The sequence below is a fragment of the Alteromonas sp. R7 genome, from assembly GCF_055755235.1.
Genome location: NZ_JBVTQX010000001.1, coordinates 312,240 through 334,227 on the forward strand (window position 1 = coordinate 312,240; position 21,988 = coordinate 334,227).

Genomic DNA, 21,988 nt, shown 5'->3' on the forward strand with positions numbered 1-21,988 from the left:
TTTTGGTTTTTTCAATTTTAGTATTTAAACGGCTGATGTAGCAGAGTGCAACTTCTACAATTGAATTTTCGACGTCCGCTCAAGGCGAGGAGCGGACGTTTAACGCCGTGCTCACCGGTAAATTGGGAGCTCTCCAGCGAGTAATTTATCTGTGTGCAACACCTTGTTATATGCATCACGCAATCTGGTACTTATCTTTTCTTAAGGAAAACGCTGGTATAGTACCTTCTAAAACTTCTACTATTTGCTCGTTTATCCTTGGATGCTCTATACCACCTGATATAAAGCTGAACTCGTTACCGTTTTCCTTATCTATACTAACTTTTATTACCTGCTCAGAATCAGCTACTACGGCTAAATTCGGGTTGTGAGTAACCATAATAATTTGACGAAGTTTTTTAGCTTCTTTTATATAGGGAACAAGGACTTTAGCAACACTATTGTTATCTAAATTGTCTTCTGGCTGATCGATAATCAAAGGAATATCTTCTTTGTCAAGAACTAAATAAAAGACAAGTAAAAGAGCACCTTTTTCTCCCGGGGATAGCTGTTCTAAGCTCTTACCCTTTTGACGCAAATCATAATATGGTTCGATAAAGCTCAACCCGAAAACATAACTATATAGTTCTCTTCTATCTTTAGTGATTTCCCCGATGAATGTTTTTTCATTCTTAGAGCCAGCCCGTTTATCAAACTCTAAATACTCAACTAACCGGCGTAAAAAATTTTCCACGGATTTTTCATCATTCCAGTTGGTTGCTGCAACCAAGTCTTCCTGAAGCAGTGCTGAGCCATCTTCACTACCATAAAAAGAACCAATTCTATTTTGTTTTATATTTCGTAGAATCGTATTTTTGAAATCATTGGAGCAATAGAAAGAACTGGCTATACTCAGACCGGAAACATCAGATCTTGATAATTTTTTAGAAATTTCTTCTTTTATCTCTTCGTAAAATTCTTGAATCTCTTTCTTTTTCGATAATATGTCGATCGATTTCTTAATCCTTAAATCTCGTTTTTCATTGATATCTGTTACAAGATTCTTGTCTAGATAATCTAACTTTTCTCTCATATAAGTCAAACTATCAGGAGTTTCAGAATCCCCTTTAATTTCACCTTTTCTTACCTTCCACTCTGCCAGAGCACTTAAATAATCCTGGAATGCCTTTTGCTCACCGGTAAATTCAGAGTGAATACCTTTTATCTGAGATTTCAAATATTCGAGTTTTGAAGCTGGTGAAAGTAATTCATATTTCTTTTGGCTCCAATCTTCATCCACCTTGATAAGTTTGGCGTCTTCTTCATTTATTTCCTTCAGCAAAAGAACTCTGGATCTAATCACACTTTCGTCAAACTCAATATTAATCGCTTTAGAAATATCGAATCCGCACTTGCGAGCGACATTGTGACCTTCAGATATAACTGAAATAAGCTCGCTATATTTATTCTTCAAATCGCGATTTAATTTTTCCGCCTCAACAATCAAATAATTCCTATCCGATATTTTCTTGGTTATAGATTCAATCTCTTTTTCCATCTCTAACTTCGAAGCTTCTAATTCTCCAAGTGTTTTTTTCTTCGCTTTTGTATCTTCTGACTCTTCATTTTTTGACGGATCTTCTACAGCTTTCGGTTTTGAAGAGTCATGAGCAGCAAGCTCGTCTTCCTTAACTTTAATTTTACTAAGTAGATTTTTTCTATAACTTGGGTCGAATTGGTTTTCAAGTTTTATGATTTCATCATTTAATTCGAGTATCTCTTCGTGGATATGGTGAATTTCCTTTTCTGCAGATCTTTTCTTCAGGTCAATAAGCTCTTCAAACGTAGTTTGTCCCATTTTTTTCTCTGTAGGGACATACTGGAAAACTACCTTCTCTATCTCTGAACGAAAAGCATCCACTTTATCTATTTCATTACAAACTTTTTCAAAGTAGCTCTGAGGCAAATATCTAACAAGTCTTTCTTGGCTTTCATCGATTATATGGGTGAGCAATCGTTCTTCGGATTTTTTTCCGCTCTCAAACTCAATAAAAGCAGTAAACCGATCAGCAAGCCCTTTCTTTTTGAACTTTTGCTTATGGAGAAATATATAATCATCAGAATGTTCGGCATCCGAACATATAGCAAGAATGTCAGAAAGGGCGCTTTTGCCACTTCCTTTGTGTCCGATAACGGTGGCCAGTTCGCTATTCATTGGTATGGTAATGTCTTCAAACCAAATTGAACTAGGATCTTCTTTACCCGTTCTCCTGATGTTAATGGATTTGATATATTTAGTAGGGTTATCCCTCACCCGCTTTAGAATTTCTGGTTCATCGCCAATATAAAACCGACTTTCTGGTTCATTCAGGGCATACTTCAGCCCTTTGAAAGAAGGCTCACCCTTGAGCCATAATTTCTGCTTTATTTGGTATTTCCGTATGTTGTGATTATCTGAACAAATAATCATTGGTATTGTTTTACCGATATTCGGAAAAACAAACTTCCTATACCCTTCTTGGTCACTTTCCTTACCGAGCTCATATATATCAACGGCCTTCGCAATTTCTGTTTTCTGAGCGGTTCCATGTGGTAGTGAATGTGTAATATTTTCTACAGAGCCACTCTTTTCACCTGCATGTATTGTGACAATCCCACCTAATTCCTTTACCAATTCTATTGTGTCTTTAAGATCACAATAAACTTGATTTTCCCTAAGGCCTTCTGAATCCACCTTATTGATATCTGTTCTGTGCTTAATTTGCCCCCAAATATGTTCTATATTTGAATCTTCGGGAAATATACCGATAAAGTGTACGGGGTCCTTACCTCTAGCATCTGAAAGAAACTCTATGCCAGGTAAAACAGTGATCCCTTCTTTTTCACCCAACTCTCTCAGCTGTTTGTATCTATCGACATCAATCACGTGATGATCGGTAACAGCAAAAGCAGCTATTGAATTTCTCTTCATTTCGTTGACAATATCGACATTGGTAATTGTCTTATCTTTATAGTCATACGAGGATGGAGTATGAAAATGCAAGTCCCATCTATTCCATTCCGAACCTTTACTATTCATCACATTCCTTAAAATCAAATTCTTGAAATATCTACGTATTCAGTTGGGTATATAACAGCTTATTACTGAGACTTCATAGCAACATCCGTTTGTACTGAAAAACTATATTCCCTACTTTTCGCGGGAAGGAACCAACGTCCGCAACACGTACTTAGCAGCCGTCTGCCTTCGAATTTATTAACGTCGGCAACTAACACAAAAAAGGATTTGGCCCATGTATCAGTTCTCACACTATCAACTATTCTTTTCTAACACCCCGAATACCACCATCCATAACAAGCACTTTAGTCAGCCTGCTTTCGTCGTCACCCTCAAAACGCACACTACTCCCATTTTTAGCAAAGAATCGGCCGCCGCCCTCATGAAAATATTCTTCATTCTCAATATAAGGTAACGCGTTAAGTACAAAGCCATTGGCTGTTTTTTCTAACACCACATCAACATTCACGGGGTTAGTTACCACATAGGTTCCAACATATTGGCTTAGTTCCTCTTGGCTTATGGGTACTAACTTCCTAACTTCAGCTTCCGAGTAACCTACGTTTAACTTTTCTTTTAGCCGTATTTCTAGTTCAGTTATTAACTGCCTGCCGTTATTGCCGTTCGTCATAATGGCGTAGCCGTTGCCCGTATCTAGTTCAATATATAGCTGCGACATAAACCCAGCATCTGCGCCGCCGTGGCCAAAGCCTAGAGTCTCCCCATTGTCATCCATATTGATGAAGAAGCCTATTCCTACATTGGGTGGCTCAATACTCGGCGTATTGTTGGTTAACATTTCTTGTGCCGTGGCTTGCGATATCCAGTCGGTTTTCTGCCCTAAATATGCGCTGCGCACGCCGCTTGCCAGTTTCAACATGTCTGATGGTGTACTCCACATGCCTGCTGCTGCAAGCGTAGCGTAAGTATGCGGGCCACCCTTAATTGGCGCACCGTCTCCGTCATACGGCGTAGCCATATTGTTTGATAAGTTGGTCGATATGGGTTGTTCGAAGCCAGAACGCGTCATGCCTAAAGGTTTAAACAAAAGCCGTTGTGACATAGTTGGCAAGGGCTCGTTAGCTACGTCTTGCAAGGTAAGCTGAGCAAGCGTAGTACCGCCACCGGAATAACGCATTTGCGTGCCAGGTTGAATATCAACAACAACAGCGTCGGTATTGGCGGGAACTGCACCTTCTAGCACTTGCTGCAAGTTAGGCACTGGTTCACCCGCCGCGTAACCAGGAAAGCCATGTACTGTGGTACCTGCCGTGTGACTCAATAATCTGCGTAAAGAAACAACGTCTTGCCCAGTCCATTCGTGTTCAGGCAACTGCCAGCTGGTGAGTAAGGTATTAACATCTGCATCTAAATCTAGCGGGTTATCTTCGCGGTACTTCATCAATACTGCCGCAAATGCGGGTTTAGAAATACTGCCTGCTTGGAATACTGTGTTTTCATCAATAGCCAATTCAGTGGCTAAATCTTTTACGCCGCTTTGCATGGTCCAGGCTATTTGCCCATTTCTCATAAACGCGACAGATACCCCAGGTACATCATAATGCGCTTGTCTTTGTTCTAAAGATTGGTAATCAACCTCTTGCCCTTCAATTCGAATGCGTTCAGTAAGCCCAGATTTTAAAAGGTTGGCTTCTTTTGATTCTGCGGCAGCAGAAGGGGAGGCGGGCAAGGTTTCTGGCTCTGTACAGCCCAATAACGACGCTAAACAAAACGAAAGTGTTAAAGAGGAGAAGAGCGTGATTGATGTCATTATGTGTATTCCATTACGAGTGAACGTACCAGAGTACGTTCCTACTATTATTCGATCAATGCTGACGATTTTCTAGTTCAGGCACTTGATAGCTAGTCGCCTGTACCTTCCGCAATCTTCTTTCGCAAGTATGCCAACCGCGTTTTAAAAGCACCATTTTCAACATTTTCTTTATAGCTCATTGCTAGTGCTTTCTCTCGCATTTCAAGTGCCATGGCTAAATCGCCGTTAGCTTCATAACCGTCTGCCAGACTGTCGTAAGCGTCAGATTTGTTGGGGAAGCGAGCTATATTTTTCTTAAAAATTGCAATGGCAGAGTCAAAGTCTTGTTTGTTCAACGCAGCGTAACCCGCGTGGTTTACGGCTTTATATTCTGGCTTTGCTTCAAAAGCGTATTTTGCAGAAAGGTCTTTATAGTATTGCTCTACCGCAGGAATACCTTCTTGTATTATCGCACCTGTTGGGCGTAACGAATTTAGCTGCTTTTGAAGCGCCAAGCTCATACCTGCAAGAGCAGTCGTATTGTGGCTTTCAGATGTATCTAGCTCGGTATCAAAGTTAAACCCTTTTCGTTCGCTGCTATTTAGTAGTTCAACGTAACGTTCGTATGCGCTTAGCATGTTTCCACCTTCGTTACCCATGTTGACATAAAGGTACTTGTTAAGGTCGCTATCTGACGCAAAGAACGCTTTTGCCTCTGAAAATATCACTTCTTCGTGCCACCACAAACTTGGGCTAAATGCGAAGTAAGCTTGAAACAGTTCAGGCCGCTCTTGCAGTGCGTATAAGGTAAAAAGGGCGCTTAATGAATGCCCAGAAACAATCGCGTAGTTATTGGTGCGATAGTTTGCCCCTACGTAAGGCTTTAGTTCTTTTTCTAGAAAGTCTAAAAAGTTGTCGGCACCACCAGATATTCCCCACTGGTTGTAGCTTTCATCATAGGTAGGTGTGAAGTCTCGCGTGCGCTCGGTGTTGGCAATACCGATAACAATCATTTCCTGAGCCATTCCAGACTGATTGAGCAGATCAAGCGTGCCTACGGTATGGGCAAAATTACGCTGTCCATCTAGCAAATATAAAACTGGGTAAGTGGTGTCTTTGTAGCGGGAATAGTTATTAGGTAGGTGAATAAGCAGTTCTCGCGACTCATTCAAAACTTCTGACTTTATTGTTGTAACCACTGCCTCGCCACGTACTTTTGCGTTTACGTGAAAGCTAAGACTAAAAGCAAGTAAGGCGCCGATAAAAACACAGGCAAGCTTTTGATACATTTGAATTTCCTTATTCTTTGTAATCGGAGCGGATCACTGAATTGTAAGTTACTAAAAAAGTAGAAATTAAACCTGTCACACAAATCAGAGGTTGTCAAAATTACATCAATTCGTGATAAAAATTACCCAAGGTTTTTACCCTAATGAATTTGTAGAGTGCGAGAAATAGAGGTTTTGCAACTCATTTAGTTGCCGTTGCAGTGGCGGACACTTTAGCGGTTATACCCAAGGCGGGGATTACACGATAAATTAAAATTGAACAAAAAGTGTACAAATTAATTTTTATTGTGTATAAAAAATGTACAGAAAGGGATTTTGACATGAAAAGACAACTATTATTTTTTATTGTGGTTTTGGCGGTCAGCGGCTGTGCATACACGCCAAAAGAGGATCTAGAAAAATATAAAAATAATTCTAGAAAACACATTCTCCGGGTTTCAAACCACGGTTACCTCATAGAAGACGGAATCACTCTTCAAAACGGTTTAGCAGATACAGCTAGCAAGCATCTCACTATTGAAGAAACAGCTTACAAATATAGCGATATTTTTACAGGGGCTTTTGAGCTGGCATGCGAAAATGGCAGAGTTTCGTTATCTGATGCTCAAAAAAATGAGTGTAAAAAGTCTGCTCGACAGTTTATGAAGGAGGTAGCGCGTTGCTCAGTTGGGCAGCCCTCAGGTGGCTGTGACAGTATCAACTCATCTAATTTTGAGAGATTTTTTGTCGAGAAATCTACCCCAATAAAACTGCTAGTGTATTTTCACGGGGGATTGAACAAGTATAAACACACCGACCAAAGGATGGAGTCACAGATTGGCTCGATTATGAAAGGACTGCCAAAAACTAAATTTCAAAATAAAAAGGTCGGGGATAATAGCTTACCTATCACTGAGCATTGGCAATTCCCTGTTTTTGTTTCTTGGCCATCTTCAGCTTTGGATACTTACAAAGAGCACTTGCTAGAACTAAGAGAGGGAAGGAGAGTTGCCCCCAGCTTGTCATATTTTTCTTCTCCCATAATTTTGATAGAAGATCTTGTTACTTCAGTGGGCGAATTCCCTATGAATGTCTACTATCAATTCACAAACGATAAAGATCGACTTGCATCAAGAGGTGGCATTGGATTATCACATGTTTGGATAGAGTCTGATAACCAGTTTGCGAGCTTACAATGCGATCGCAATGATACAACTCAGCCAAATGAGTTTGCAGTAAAAGAAATTTTTCTCAAAGGCGACTCTGTGATACGGATAAACCGCTCTGAATACAATCGCAACTCGTTTCAGCACAAGTTGAAAAGTGGCGTGTTCATAGCTGCTACACCTTTTAGGTACGTTCTAGGTAGCGCATGGAATGGAACCATTGCTGGGAACGCGTGGAAAGTAATGAAGCGTAGAGCCAGAAACATGTTTGACCCGACAGGGGATGCAGATAACCGCCTGCAAAAAGAAAATTTAGAGTTGTTTAAAGATGGTATAGGTAGTTCGCTCGGTTCTTTTTTTGAAAGCCTCTTCGCTCTTAAACAAAGATATCCAACGCTGAACCTGCAGTTAAATTTGGTAGGCCACAGCATGGGAACAATTGCTATTAACAATCTATTAGAAAAATATGAATCGGATTGGACCGAATCAGGAGTCTTAAAAAATGTTGTTTACATGGCTGCTGCAGCTAGTACCGAAGAGACTCTCTCTATTGTTCCCGACTTGATGAAATCTGACAATTCATTTGACTTCTTCAACTTAACTTTAAATAGAGTTTCCGAAGTTGCAGAGTTTTACGCTTTTGGTTTTGCGCCTTCGGGCTCGCTATTGGTATCGATAGACAAGTATCACGACGAACCAGAGCATCACTTGAAGCGAACATTCGGCTCTGAAATAAATGTGCGATCTTCTTTACCTGCAATTCTTAAGTCCTTCAATGGCGTTAAGGGGAACGTGGTTTTAAAATCATTTAACGATATCGAAGCACTTGAAACATCGTTCAATATTCCTGTAATGCACGGTGACTTCGGAGACCTAGATTATTGGCTACCCTCAACGTGGGCAATCACAAATGCAAATTATGAAAAGCCAACAGCTAATCAAACCTTCAAATGTGAACCGTTAATAGAGCGCCCATATAAACCCAGTGAAGGTGAAACTCAAAAAAATTCAGATGTCTTATTTATTAACTAATCAAGGAAGAGAAAATGAAACTATCAAGAATGTGTTGTTTCATGATTGCGAGTACAGCTTTATTCAGTTGTTCAACAATTCATAAAGGGCCTGAAAGCCATATATTTTCGGTTAATGCTGTGCCGGCTTTTGACATTGGAACAATTGACAAGTTAGATAGCAACAAGTTTGAAGTCAAATATACCATCGATGATCAAAAAGTGTTCAGGTATGTTCAGTATTTAAAGGATACGTTAAGGAAAAAAGTAAAACAGGGACGAGTTGGAGAAGAGTCTTTCTCGACATTTCAAGTAGTAACAGCAGCTTTAGCTTCTGCCTTCTCAGCATCGACAGGTGTTCACCCTGATGTTGTCACATCGTTAGCAGGATTAAGTGCTCTATCTCCTGATATTGCAGACATCATCAGCGCTGGTGAAAAAGCAAAAGCTTATGCCCAAACTCTCGAAATGATAGAATCTGCAGATGCAGCGTATATTCAAGCAAGAGCCCAAGCAACAAGTAGTTCGAATGCACTCATACCTAGCTCAACTTTAACACCTCAGGGCGCCGTTCTGTTTGTCAGTACCGTAGCATCTCTTAAAGTTATGCGAGACGCTCTTTTGGGCACTATTCCTAAAGTTGAAGATTTAGAGAAAGCCATGGGAAAATATGCGCAGTTCGCTATGGCTGAGTCAGAGATAGAAGTAGAAGTTCCTAAAGCGAATTTGGCGGCTAATAAATCTATTAATGCGAACAAAACACTCTATTCGCGTGAGATCATACTTTATAAAGGTGATGAAATAGCAAAATGCAGCTCGTCTACTCCTGCGGTACTAACAGTTACCTGTACTAGCGCCAATAAAGATTCCATAACGTTGCAGGCAGAAAGCGTCGGTAACGCTAAAGTTACTGTATTGAGTAACAGTGGAGAATTAACAACGGTCGATGTCACTGTTAAAGAAATCTAAATAACCAATAAATAAGGTAGGGCGCTAGCATTGAGTAAATCTGAGCTGTGTTAGGAGCCCAAGCTTGATAAAAATAACCAAGTCATTAATTGGCAAGCATTAACTTTTCAATAGATTGCTCGATGATAGTTCGCAAGTTTTGTTTGTCCTGAGCGGGCAAATAGCGCGTATGAGCATTAATAAACTCAGGTGTTAAATAGATGCGTTTTATTGCAGCGTTTATACGCTTTATGTGCTCTGCACCCTGAGGAGTATTGGGGCAGATAACGTGGCCTGATACATAGTCAGGGTTATCTGCAATAGAGTAACTGCGTACTTTAATAGGCATGTTCTCTCCAAAACTTCTGTATAAAGTTGCTGGAAAAATGAGTGCAAAATCAGACTTTCCTTTTGAAAACATTTCCATAAAGCGAGAGTAATAAATATTATTTGCTATACGAAGGATTTGCTCTCGATTAACTTCCTTTAGATCGTCGTCTATCCTTTCACCGAATGAGTATTCTTCTGGTAACACAATAAAAGAGTCTGGAAAGGCTTCTAATACGCGAGATATGCTCAGTATTCGGTCTTTTTCATCTAAAAATTCCTTTTCTATTGGTGGCAGTGAAGCCAGTTGGTAAAAACGCTGTGTCTGGAAAAAGCTAAGCGGTAATGAGTAAAGGTGATTTTTTTCGCGTTCAGGTGCTTTTATTTTATTAAGTACGCAAATGTTTTCGCCATGCTGCATATACGCAAAAGAACGCACAAGTGGAACATGAAGCACGGGATCTGTATACCCTATTTCATCAACTAGCATTTGTACCGTATCGACAGAAGTAGAATAGGGATTGCCTTGCAGATTTACCCTTTCAGTAAGAAATGCATTGTCTGCGTGAAACGCCAAAACATTATTCTGCTCATTGCTGCCACTCGAACTTGCATGAGCAAATTTCACTAATGTTATTAAAATGAATAGTCCAACCCTGAACAACTTTTTACTCCTTGGCAAAACCTCAACGCTCGTCACTTTGTCTCGTGTTAAACGTACTATTATTTTGTGACTCTATTAGGAAAGGTAACAGCGTTTAATTTACGTAGTTTTTAAGCGCGGCTTCTACGATTTGATCAATTTACCATCTTTTTAATGTGTTTTTATGAATATTAGAAAGGTTTTGACGCGCGACTAACGAGAAATTTAGCCTTGTGTAATTAGATTCTGTAGAGGGAGTAAAAAAGCCGCAATCAGCAACGTGATGCGGCTTTCCGAGCTGGGCTGACTAGGCAGCCTTATAGAGCAATTGCGTAAAAGGGGTTAGCTAGAACGACCCTCACTCATAGCTGCCTGTTCAAATACCTTAACTCTAGACATATGATCACCTCCTTATCTTCGTTGCTAAAACTTTTTGGAAAATAACACAGGCGGTATTTTAGTAAAGTGTCGCTGCATTAAAGAAAGTTTAGGAAAAGCGCGCACGACTCACAAACACGAATAGCGAAACCAAGTCGATAATATAAACCTGTTTAATTAAATCTACGTAACCAATGCTAACTGAAACCCTTTGCGCCGCCCGTTTACGTGCAATTAACTTCTTAACGTGCAACCAGCAGTACGCAAACCCTCAAAAAGGCTAGAACTTAATGCAAACAACAAGCACGCACAAAACCAGCAAGCGTCGGAAAGCCGCACTATTGGTTGCGCTTTTTGCCACCTCTTTTTTTACCTTTGCTCAGTCGAACACATCTGAACAAATTGAAATGAAGGGCAGTAAGGGCACTACTGTAACGGGTAATGTTCAGGCGTCCTTCGATAACCCCTGGGCCATGACATTTTTGCCAGACGGGCACAGCTTGGTAACGGAAAAAACTGGCACTCTATGGCTGCTTGATGAAAAACAGCAGAAGCGTTTTGCTGTTAGTAATGTGCCAAGTGTTACTGCGCGCGGGCAAGGCGGTTTAGGTGATGTCATTATTCACCCTGACTTTGCGTCGAATAACACCATTTATATTTCGTACATTGAACGAGATGAAAAAGACGATGCGTTTAGCGGTGCGGTGATAGAGCGAGCCACGCTTACCTTATCTGATAGTGGCGCGAAGCTGACTGATAGAGAGCTAATTTGGCGTCAGTCGCCGAAGGTGACGGGGAATGGGCATTACTCTCACCGCATGGCGTTTTCACCTGATGGCCATTTATTTATCACCTCGGGCGAGCGCCAGAAATTCACGCCAGCACAAAACATGGCGATGAACTTAGGTAAGGTGCTGCGCTTAAACGACGACGGTAGCGTGCCTGAAGATAATCCGTTTTATGGTCAAGGCAACGTAACAGAACAAATCTGGACATTAGGTCACCGCAATCCGCTAGGCATCGATTTTGATGAGAAAGGTAATTTATGGGCTCATGAAATGGGGCCGCGCCATGGCGACGAACTTAATATTATTGAACGAGGTCGCAACTATGGTTATCCAGCAGTGTCGCAGGGCGACCATTACTCAGGCGTGAAAATTCCTAACCACGAAGACTACCCCATCTTTAAGTCGCCTGAATTGGCATGGGTGCCTGCCATTAGTCCTGCCGGTTTTATCATTTACAAAGGCGATAAGTTTAGTGACTGGAAGGGAAATGGTTTTATAGGCGGTTTGTCTTCAAAAGCGCTGGTTCGAGTTGCATTTAATAAAGACGATGAAGGCAACTGGAAGGTGGAAGAAGCAGAGCGCTATGAATGGGGCAAGCGAGTACGCGAGGTTGAGCAAGACAGTAAGGGCAATATCTATGTGCTTGAAGATAAAGAAGGCGGAAGGCTGATAAAGCTCGATTTTTTGAATGATGAGTAGAGTTTTAAAACTGCGTAAAGAGGAACAGTGGTTGCTTGAACACGGTTTTTTTTGTGTTCTAAAATTGCCGGTAAGCGAACATTAAATTAACCCAAATCGCATAGCGAGCATTACAAATCTATATACCGATATGATACGTTGCGGATTATAGCCAGCGCGACTTAACTGATACAAACCTTAGGAACTCTATGACTCAATCGACTCAGAACTTTAACTTTGAACGTTGTGAAGATGAACCTATACATATTCCCGAAAGTGTCCAAAGTTATGGTTTTCTCATCGCGTTCAACTACGAAGATTTAGAGGTTTCGATTGTTAGTGAGAACTGCAACACGATATTTGCCGACGAGATCATAGGTAAAGGTTTTTTAGATATACTCTCTTCTGATACAGACGAGCGCGCCTTCCTAGAAGAAACGTTTGATAGAGTTTCTAAGAGTAAGATAAGACTGCCTATTAAACTGCATCTTAAAGCTTCGCTTTTAAAGGAAGGTGCGGCAATAGATTATTTAGCCGTAGTCTATGATTCAGGTTGTCACTATGTGGTTGAGCTTGAGCCAGCAACTGAATTTAGAGACACCTACAGTGCAGAGCAATTTGTTAAGCTCTATTCAATGTCTATCGCTCCACGCTTCAAAGAGATGACATCGTTGAAAGAGATGGCTCAAGAGATGGTATCAACCATCAGGTATCTGACTAACATGGACAGGGTAGTGCTTTATAAATTTAATAAGGACTACTCAGGGAAGGTAATAGCGGAAGCCAAGTCTGAAGACATGGAATCTTATCAAGACTTGTATTTTCCCGCGTCGGATATACCAAAACAAGCCAGAGAGCTGTATAAGACGAATTGGGTGAGGCTTACTCCCGACACAGAGTTACCCGCATCTCGGTTGATTCCGTCTGTCGAAGAATCGGAAAGAGAGCGACTAGACCTCACTCGTTCGTTGTTGCGCACATTTTCACCTATTCATCTTCAATACATCAGAAATCAAGGTTTACGTGCTTCATTTTCCATTTCGTTAGTAACGGATGGAGAGTTGTATGGGCTTATTTCCTGCCACCATCGCGAGGCTTGTTATATTCCACAAAATGTACGACTGCAATGTGAGAATTTAAGTCAACTGTTCAGCTGGCATTTGTTAGCGAAAGAAGAAGAAATTGCGAAACGCAAAAAGCATGTTACTGATAAAGCGGTTGATGCGATGTTGGATAGAATCGGTCCAGCAAATCCTATTAGCCGTGTAGTCAAGAGCGGTGAACGCGCTTTTTTAGACGCGCTTAATAGCTCAGGGTTTGTTTATTATTCACAGTACGAGACTATTACCCTCGGTTCTACTTTACCGGTAGAAGTCATCAAAGACATTTTTTCTAAAGCAAGTAGTGAAGGCGGCTTTCCTTACACTAACGATTCCCTTTATCACGATTACCCTGAAGCCAGAGAACATGGTATTGCGGGTATTATGATCATCCCACTGTTTGAAAAGAAGCAGTATTTTACTGCTTGGTTCAGGAAGGAAACCCATCGAAATCAAAAGTGGATAGGCGCTAAAGATGAGAAATCGGAAGATGCACCAAAAGCAGAGCGTCTTAAGCCCCGTTCATCTTTCACTATTCATACCCGTACAATTAAAGGGCGCTCAACAGCGTTTGATAAGACGGACGTCGACACCGCAAACCGGTTAAATAGAATGTTTCTTGTTTACGCGCTTGATGTGCAAGAGCGCATGCATATCAGTATTCAAGAGCTTGAAAAACAAGATAATTACAGAAATGAATTTCTCGCTACATTGGCCCATGAACTTCGAAATCCGTTAGGGCCTATTATGTCTGGGGCAAGTATTCTAGAAACGGTTGATGATGAAAAAACGCGAAAAAGAGTGACAGCTATCATTAATCGTCAAGCTGAATATATGTCTAAACTTATCAATGATTTGATGGATGTGTCTCGCATCACGCGAGGGAAAGTTAAACTTGAATTTGAAAGATTGAAAATTCAAGACGTGCTTTCAGACTCTCTTGAAATTGTTGAGCAACAAGTAAAAGCGAAGAAGCATGATATAACGGTAAACTGTCTTGAAGAGGATGTGACAGTATACGGAGATAAAGCACGTTTAAGCCAAATCTTTTCTAATATCATTCACAATGCAACTAAGTATACGAAAGAATCAGGAAAGATAGTCGTAGAGATCAGAAAAGACGGGGTCATGATTGTTGTTGCTGTTAAAGATAATGGCATGGGAATACCCGAGGATAGGCTAAAAGATGTTTTCAATATGTTTACCCAAATCGAAGCGCACTCTACTCACACTAAAGGCGGTCTTGGTATAGGGTTAACTTTAGTGAGTAAGCTTGTTGCGTTACATCATGGTGAAGTGTCTGTGATGAGCGAAGGTGTTGATCGAGGAAGTACCTTTGAAGTCAGATTGCCTATTTCTAAAACAGCCTACGAGCAATCTGAAAATCAAAAACTGGACCCTGTTATACAAAGCAGAAGTAAAGTCATGTTCGTTGACGACAATGCTGATCTCATTGACGCTTATTGTCTGCTGGCAGAGTCTATGGGTGTGACTGCTTTAGGCATTACTTCTCCGAAAGAAGCTGTTGATGCATTTAAAACCTTTAAACCTCACTCTGTATTTCTTGATATCGGCATGCCAGACATAGACGGCTATCAGTTAGTAAAAATGCTTAAAGCCTTGCCGGAATCAGAAAATGTTAAGTTTTATTCTCAAAGCGGGTGGGGCTCAGAGAAATATGTAGAGGACTCCCAAGCGGCAGGCTTCGATCAGCATTTCGTAAAGCCCTTGTCAAAAGACACAATTCAGTCGGTACTAAGCTAAAACATCTGTTAAGAGGTTGAAGCTTACCGACTGAATGACTCAAATGCTGTTAAACACGTTATAATGCCGGACAAACGTAATTAGGAATTAATATGAAAGTCTGTGGTGTAGATTTAAAAGGTAATGAAGCAATTGTTAGTTTGGTGTCGCTAGCAGACGGCTTGTTTCATTTGCCAGATTGCCGTACGCGCCGTTTAACGCTTGCCGATACCAGTGCGAAGGGGCTAAAGAGCTTCCAAAGTACCTTCGCTAAACTTGTAGAAGACTACAAAATTGATGCAGTGATAATTCGTCAGCGTCAAAGCAAAGGTAAATTTGCAGGTAGTGCAATTGGCTTCAAGCTAGAGGCTGCCATTGAATTGATTGAAGGGCTTCAAGTTGTAATATTTAGCCCAACGGATATTAAAGAATCACTACGTAGAAATCCGCTTGCAGTGCCATTTTCTGACACAGGTTTAAAACAGTTTCAAGAAACCGCTTTTACAACGGCGTACGCGTGGCTTATGAAAAATGAGTATGCCTCGCAAGAGTCAGACGAGTAATAATCGAGATCAGTTGGCTCAACGTTTATTTTCAGTTTATTTAATTGTGCCTGCATTTAGTGTGCGGGCATTGTTTTTCTTAATTTCCCTTCTCCCAGCCTGAAAGGCTTTACTTCACCATTCCCTCAACTTTCGCATTCATCTCTACCAATGCTGTGTAAAGTGCTTCTAACTGATCGCTAAAACTAGCTACACTTTCATGTTCATTACGCTTTATCGTTAGCTCAATCGTTGCAGCTAGCTCAGCTAAGGCGTAAGCGCCAATGTACCGAAGGGCAGTTATGTAGATATGCGCGATACGAACAATAGAAGTATAGTCTTTTTCATTAATGGCTTTTCGAAGGTTATCTAGCTCTTTGTTAAGTGCTGCAAAGTCATTAAGTAACTCTTTATACAAAGTCTCGTCATTTAACATTGCTTGCATGGCTTGAGATTTATCTATAAAGCTCAGCGGTATTGTGTTTGCCGATGGCCCGCCGGTTACTTCAGTGGTCGCCGTCGACTTTCCCTTATTTAGCACTTCAACAAGCACGTCAAAGAAGCGGTTTGGGTCAACCGGTTTGTTGATGTGTCCGTCCATGCCCGCTGCCAGGCTCTTGTCAATGTCTTGCTGCATTGCGTGAGCCGTCATGGCAATAATCGGCAACGTTAACTTCAGCTCATCTCTGATTTTTTTAGCTGCTGTTAACCCGTCCATAACGGGCATTTGAATATCCATCAATACCACGTCATAGCTGTTATCTTCACGTAAGGCTTTTATGGCTTCAAAGCCGTTGCTAACCACTTCAATATTCGCGTGGGTGTCGTTTAACAGACCAAGGGTTACTTTTTGATTCAGCGTATTGTCTTCTGCGAAAAGGATCTTCGTTCCGCGCAGATTAGGCACAGGCGCAGCATCTGCTGGTAGGGTTCTTGTGTTCACGTTTAAGCAAAGCTCTTGTAGCTTATCTACAAGCTCACTAGTGCTAAAAGGCTTTTTAATGAAGGTTCGAATACCTAGTTGGTTCGCCTGCTCTCGCATATGAGGCGACTCGAATGCATACAGCATTATCACCTTCGGTGGCTTAATTGAAAATTCCTGTTTCATGATGGCTGCGACTTCCAATCCATCGATGTCAGGCATATTCCAATCTAAAATAAGTACGTCGTAAGGCGCGCTGTTTCCCACAGCAGCACGCATTTTGGCTACGGCTTCTTTACCGCCGGTCGCAACATCTGCTTTAATGTTAGCCACTGATAGCGACTCGATAATAGCGTCGCGCGACACGCCAATGTCATCAGCAATAAGCACCTTAAGTAACGAAAGTTGCTTAGACGGCGATACAATTTGTTGGGAAGCATCCTGTTTAACGGTTACGGTAAAATGAAAGCTTGCGCCTTTTCCAAGCTGGCTCTCAACCCAGATCTCTCCGCCCATTAATGTGACTAACTGCTTACATATTGCTAAGCCTAGGCCGGTGCCGCCGTATCGGCGAGATATAGACTCATCACCTTGGTTAAATGGTTGAAATAGCAATGCCTTTTGCGTGCTGTTTAGCCCAATCCCTGTGTCTTTAACTTCAAATTCAAGCTGAATGTCTTCTACATTATGCGTGCATCTAACGCTAACCGAAATCAGTCCATCCTCGGTAAACTTAAGAGCGTTGCTAACTAAATTGCTTAGAATTTGCTGTATGCGTAACGGGTCGCCGATGAGGTTTAACGGTACGTCACGTGATATATGCTGAATAAGCTCTATGTGCTTTTCCTCAGCGCGCCCTAAATGCAGTCTAATGGTTTGGTTTACTAGCGCGTCTAAATTGAATTGCGTCGATTCAATATCAAGCTTGCCCGCTTCTATTTTCGAGAAGTCGAGTATGTCGTTAATTATACTTAGTAGGGTTTGCGACGCGCCTTCTATCTGAATAAGGTTCGTTTGTTGATCTTTATCTTCTGCAGCCCGCTGCGAAAGCTTGGTCAGGCCGATAATGGCGTTAAGCGGCGTGCGAATTTCGTGACTCATGCGTGCAAGAAAGTCAGATTTTGCTTTTGTTGCTTTCTGAAGGTCTTGAGTAAGTGCATCGAGCGCCTTACGCTGTTGGCGAGTTCTAAGCCATAGGCCAACGACTAAGCCTAATGAAAGGATCACGAAACCGATGAAATACAGCTGAAACGTGTTTTGCTTTTTCTGTATAAGGTTACGCTGCTCTTTTAGCTGGTTGTCTTTCTCTAGAAGCTTGATGGTTTCTTCTTTTTCGGAAATAGAAAGTCGCACGCGGTTAAGGGCTAACAATCTTGATTGCTGTTCATTAAAACTCTCTTCATAAGTCTTAGTGTATAGCTTTGAATATTCTAATGCGGCTTCAAAATTGTTGGTTGATTCAAGGAGTGAAATGAGCTTTTCCAACATGCTTAGCACCACTGACTTGTCGTTTTTTATGGCGTCTTTTTTTAATCCACCTTCAAGTTCGCTAATAGCCAAGTCTATTTGATTGCGTTTAATGTAGATGTCGACCAAGCGCAGTAGTCTAGACCCTTCGTTGTATTTAAAACCAACTTTGCGGTCTGATTCCGCAGCGCGGTTCAACATGGTTAGCGCTTCAGTTAAATTGCCTTGGGCGATATGTAGCTCAGCCATTTTGGTATGAACAATACCAATAAAGGGGTAGTGCACCTCTTTGAACAATTCTTCTGCCAGCAGAAGGCTTATTTTAGCGTCTTGATAGTCCCCCAGTTCCGTTTGCGCGTAACCTTGGAAAAAGTAAGCAATGGCTTTGTTTTCTTTATCATTTAAACGCTGGGCTGCGGCGAGGAAGTTTTGACCTAGCTGCAACATCATTTCGTAGTTTTGCAGCGACATGTACACATTGCCCATAGCGCTATATACAAGCAAGGCGTTATCGCTATTTACTTCAGTGAAAGCAGCAAGGGATTTGTTGAGCGCTTCGAGTGCACGAGCATGCTCTCCTGACAAGTCCAAAATTAGCCCTTCTAAGCGAAAAGATTCTGCCAGCGCCATGGTGTTGCCGCCTTTTTTCGCAAGCTTGCGGGCTTCCAACAGAGTTTCGTACCCCGCAACAAGGTCTTGCTCAAGTATGTGCTTATAAGCTCTTAGATTGAATAAACGGGCTTGCTGAAAAGCGTTCGGGTGGGCGTCGAAGAAGTAGCCTAGCTCAGTGAATGTGGTTTCTACAGACTCATCATTGTTTTGAATACGCTGCTTCAGTTCGTCTAGCGTAGTGACTGATGATGTGGTGTTAAGTGGTTCTTTTAAAAATGCAAAAGTAGGAAGCGCCATCGTAAAACAAACGATAGCGAAGATGCATTTCAAACGGCGCTTCACTTTCTACTTCAGCTAGCTTAAAAAGATAACGACTAGTAGCTAATTACGCGGGTAGCTTTGCTTGTATCATCAAAGCGTTTGGCTACTTCGTCCCAGTCTTGGTCTTTAATTAGCTGAAGATCTTCACCAGATAAACCGTACTTTTCTGCAGTGCCCACAGGGTCCTTTTTATACGCATCCATTAGTTTGCTGTTGCTGTCCAGCTCAACCAAGAAATCTACAATTGTTTTCTTTGCCATGTCGTTTTTCCTTTTAGTTTACTTTTGGAGATCTAAAGTTAATAACTTGCTGCTCAGTTAAACCTAGCTTTGCCAAACGATCCTGACGGTATGCTGGCATGCCAAGTGAGGGTACAACTAGGGTCGAAATTAATGTTGGCTTGGCGAACTGTAATTCGCGAAGCAACACTTTTTGTATTTTTGGCTCGCAAAGGGGCAGGGTGGCTGCCTCGTAAATAATCAGCTCGTGATCTTCTGGGTAGTGCTCGGCTAGAATGTCAGCCAGCATGGCAAGCCCAGATTCACTGTGATTAGCATCTAACACGCTTAGCGTTGCTTCTCCGGCTAAACCTATTTGCCAGATGATTTGCGTCATGTGAGGGTCAATTCGGTAATCGCGAAACAAAAATTGAGTTGCTTCATAAGACTGACAGCCAAAGCGAGAGGGATCTATTCCCAAATCCGCAATTAAGCAGTCTTCTGCAGACACGCCGGGGAGCATTTGCGCATCTAGGCCAAGTTCCCGTACTCTGCGAATAGCCTCATGAGAAGGCGTAACAAATACGCCTGGGTGACCATAAAAAGCCACGCACACTTTTTTACCTTCAACAACTGACTGCACGATGCGGTCGGCCATTTGGGCATAGGTGACAGCGCGAGATTTCCCTTCTTGATAAAGGTCGTCTAAAGACACACTGTTCGGGTTTATATTGGTGACCACGTGTTCACCAATTTTGTTCATGATCCCCATGTACACAATGTCAGCATTTTCGATGTGGCTTTTGGTCGCTATCGTCATTTGACCCGCAACACTGATTCCAGTGCCAACTACAACTAGCGATCCCTTAGGAGTATGTTCTTGTCCCTGAATTAGCGTCATATTTTCCTTTACCACTTGCTAATTGTGATTCACTCAACACTATAAATTAGATTTGGGGTATTTGCTACGTTCACTGATTTATAGCATCTACCATTGCTTTCACATCAGCGTATCGGCAGTTTTCACAAGAACCAAAGCCCTTTACTTGTCTCACTTTAAATCGAGTGAACAAAGGCATGGTCATGCCAGTTAGAAAACGACAGCAAATAGATGATGTGATTGGGCCATCAAATTTTCCGCTCAAATGTGCTTTTAGTGCTGCTATGGCCTCTGATATTTGGTCTGGGTTCGGTGTGGGAATTGGGTTTGAATAGCTGAGCTTAGCCACATTTCCCTGACATACACTGCAGTGCCCGCATTCATTGGGCGCTTGGGAATCGTCAAAATACGCCGATAAGTTATAGCTTAAGCAAGTATTAAGTTCGAAGAAGCCTACCAGCGCGGCGATACGTTCTATTTCTTTGCGCTCGTTTTCAGCGAAATAGTGAGCCAGATTATTAGCTAAGTCGGCATTTTGCAGTTTTTCGTAGTCCACGCGGTATACGTCAGTTATTAAGCGTGATGCAAGCTCAATATGATTGTGTTCATGTAAATACTCTAGTGCGGCCACCACCCTGGCACGCTCTGCGCCGTAATGCTGATAAATACTGTCGAAATCTACAATGCCCCACACCTTTTTCATATTTGAATGAGTGAATACGGCGTCTAGAAAGCGAGTCCGTTCTTCTGAGAAAAGGCCGAGTATGGTGGTTTTCTCTGAAATAAAGCGAAATTTATATTCAGCAAAATAGGCATACAAAGGACGAATAACATTGGCGAGTTCAAGCTGTACCAGCAGGGTTTTAAGCGGAAGCTGTCGTATGTTGCTGGCACTCGATAAGCTATTAATTTGCGTTTCCCACTGGTAAACATTGTTTTCGCCGTTGGTAGGTGAATCATTGTGCGCCGCCGAATTTATCTGAGCGGGGGCCTGTGCGCTGATATCATCTATTACGCGTTGAATGGCGCTTTTATCTGGTGTATCGCCATAAACGAAGTTCTCTATGGTGACTAGCCCGTCAAGGTTAGCTAAAACCGTGCAGTTTGCCGCTTTACCGTCTCGTCCACCCCGGCCAATTTCTTGGCTGTAGTTTTCAATAGACTTTGGTAAGTCGTAATGAACAACAAAGCGAATATCCGACTTATCAATGCCCATGCCAAATGCAATGGTAGCCACAACAACTTGAAGCTTATTGTGCATAAAATCTTGCTGGATACCTTGTCTTACATTACTGTCGAGACCAGCGTGATAAGCCTTTGCAGCAAACCCTTGTTGCTGTAAGAACCTGGCTACTTCTTCTGCGCTATTTTGAAGCGTGACATAAACAATACCCGCGCCTTGCTGTTTTTGAATTTCTTCAAGTAAGGCTTGGTTTTTATATGGTTCATGTACAGGGCGAACATGCAAATTCAAGTTGGGTCGATAAAACCCTGTTTGGATAATATTAGCTGGCGCTATATCAAAGCGCGCTGCCATATCTTCTTTTACTTTTTTAGTGGCAGTAGCTGTGAGCAAAAGTACTAACGGAATATTAAGCTCTTTCTGATACGCGGGGAGTTTTAAGTAGTCAGGGCGAAAGTTGTGGCCCCACTCAGAGATACAGTGTGCTTCATCGACGACTAGCATACTTACCTGAACAGACTCAATGAACTGCCGAAAGCGTTCGTTCTTAAAGCGCTCCACCGACACCATCAGAATTTTACACTGGCCTGACCGCACGTCGTTCATCACTTGCTTGTTTTGCTCGGGCGTTAGCGTGGAGTCGATACTGGCCGCTGCAATGCCTTTGCTATGAAGAAACTCCAGCTGGTCTTTCATCAGCGCTAACAGTGGCGACACAACCAAGGTCAAGTGTGGCAATTGCGTAGCAACAAACTGATAGCACAATGATTTGCCCGAGCCAGTGGGAAAAATCGCTAGCGTTGAATTTCCACCAAGCAGTGATTCCACTGCCTCCTTCTGTCCCTCGCGAAACGCCGAAAAACCAAACAGCTGCTGCAAAATATTGGGGTCAGAGTACATTAATAAGCTTCCAAGTCGCGATATAAAAAATGGGGTCAGAGTACATTAACTTATTTCCAAACAGTTTGTGGTTAAGTGTTCGCAGGTTTGAGCTAGTTGAGCCA

General features: G+C 41.9%; 13 protein-coding genes. 5 read left to right on the forward strand and 8 right to left on the reverse strand.

All coding sequences use genetic code 11. The annotated features are described in order from the left end of the window. Positions 1-175: 175 nt before the first annotated feature. The 3 genes from AC0J2X_RS01345 to AC0J2X_RS01355 form a co-directional block, all read right to left on the reverse strand. Positions 176-3,058, reverse strand: a complete 2,883-nt coding sequence (locus AC0J2X_RS01345) for a TrlF family AAA-like ATPase (protein WP_472995697.1) — start codon at positions 3,056-3,058, stop codon at positions 176-178. Between the two features lie 238 nt (positions 3,059-3,296). Next, complete coding sequence (locus tag AC0J2X_RS01350) at positions 3,297-4,808, reverse strand: serine hydrolase (protein WP_472995698.1); 1,512 nt, start codon at positions 4,806-4,808, stop codon at positions 3,297-3,299. 92 nt (positions 4,809-4,900) lie between these two features. Further along, a complete protein-coding gene (locus tag AC0J2X_RS01355) occupies positions 4,901-6,079 on the reverse strand; it encodes an alpha/beta hydrolase-fold protein (RefSeq protein ID WP_472995699.1) in 1,179 nt (392 codons plus the stop codon). Positions 6,080-6,399: 320 nt separating this feature from the next. Between AC0J2X_RS01355 and AC0J2X_RS01360 the strand changes: the two genes are divergently transcribed. Continuing rightward, a complete protein-coding gene (locus AC0J2X_RS01360; protein ID WP_171337820.1) occupies positions 6,400-8,256 on the forward strand; it encodes a hypothetical protein in 1,857 nt (618 codons plus the stop codon). Between the two features lie 14 nt (positions 8,257-8,270). Beyond that, positions 8,271-9,203, forward strand: coding sequence for a hypothetical protein (locus AC0J2X_RS01365; RefSeq protein ID WP_278345926.1), 933 nt, complete (start codon positions 8,271-8,273; stop codon positions 9,201-9,203). Between the two features lie 85 nt (positions 9,204-9,288). Here AC0J2X_RS01365 and AC0J2X_RS01370 read toward each other — a convergent pair whose 3' ends face one another. Next, positions 9,289-10,086 (reverse strand): hypothetical protein, encoded by a 798-nt coding sequence (locus AC0J2X_RS01370; protein WP_278345927.1) that lies wholly within the window; start codon positions 10,084-10,086, stop codon positions 9,289-9,291. 734 nt (positions 10,087-10,820) lie between these two features. Between AC0J2X_RS01370 and AC0J2X_RS01375 the strand changes: the two genes are divergently transcribed. The 3 genes from AC0J2X_RS01375 to AC0J2X_RS01385 all read left to right on the forward strand — a co-directional run bounded on the left by AC0J2X_RS01375 (position 10,821) and on the right by AC0J2X_RS01385 (position 15,402). After that, the gene (locus tag AC0J2X_RS01375) at positions 10,821-12,017 is read left to right on the forward strand and encodes a PQQ-dependent sugar dehydrogenase (RefSeq protein ID WP_278711828.1); all 1,197 of its coding nucleotides are present in this window, start codon (positions 10,821-10,823) and stop codon (positions 12,015-12,017) included. Between the two features lie 188 nt (positions 12,018-12,205). Next, on the forward strand, positions 12,206-14,860 hold the full coding sequence (locus tag AC0J2X_RS01380; protein WP_014977185.1) for an ATP-binding protein: 2,655 nt from the start codon (positions 12,206-12,208) through the stop codon (positions 14,858-14,860). 92 nt (positions 14,861-14,952) lie between these two features. Continuing rightward, complete coding sequence (locus tag AC0J2X_RS01385; RefSeq protein WP_061486356.1) at positions 14,953-15,402, forward strand: DUF3010 family protein; 450 nt, start codon at positions 14,953-14,955, stop codon at positions 15,400-15,402. A 109-nt stretch (positions 15,403-15,511) separates the two neighbouring features. On the opposite strand, the gene AC0J2X_RS01390 is transcribed toward AC0J2X_RS01385, so the two are convergent. The 4 genes from AC0J2X_RS01390 to AC0J2X_RS01405 form a co-directional block, all read right to left on the reverse strand. Next, positions 15,512-18,679: a response regulator gene (locus AC0J2X_RS01390; RefSeq protein WP_061486996.1), complete on the reverse strand. Its 3,168-nt coding sequence runs from the start codon at positions 18,677-18,679 to the stop codon at positions 15,512-15,514. 77 nt (positions 18,680-18,756) lie between these two features. Then, positions 18,757-18,963 (reverse strand): hypothetical protein, encoded by a 207-nt coding sequence (locus AC0J2X_RS01395; RefSeq protein WP_014977183.1) that lies wholly within the window; start codon positions 18,961-18,963, stop codon positions 18,757-18,759. 13 nt (positions 18,964-18,976) lie between these two features. Further along, positions 18,977-19,822: an SAM-dependent methyltransferase gene (locus AC0J2X_RS01400; protein WP_061486355.1), complete on the reverse strand. Its 846-nt coding sequence runs from the start codon at positions 19,820-19,822 to the stop codon at positions 18,977-18,979. A gap of 70 nt (positions 19,823-19,892) precedes the next feature. After that, on the reverse strand, positions 19,893-21,884 hold the full coding sequence (locus tag AC0J2X_RS01405) for a RecQ family ATP-dependent DNA helicase (protein WP_061486354.1): 1,992 nt from the start codon (positions 21,882-21,884) through the stop codon (positions 19,893-19,895). Positions 21,885-21,988: the final 104 nt, after the last annotated feature.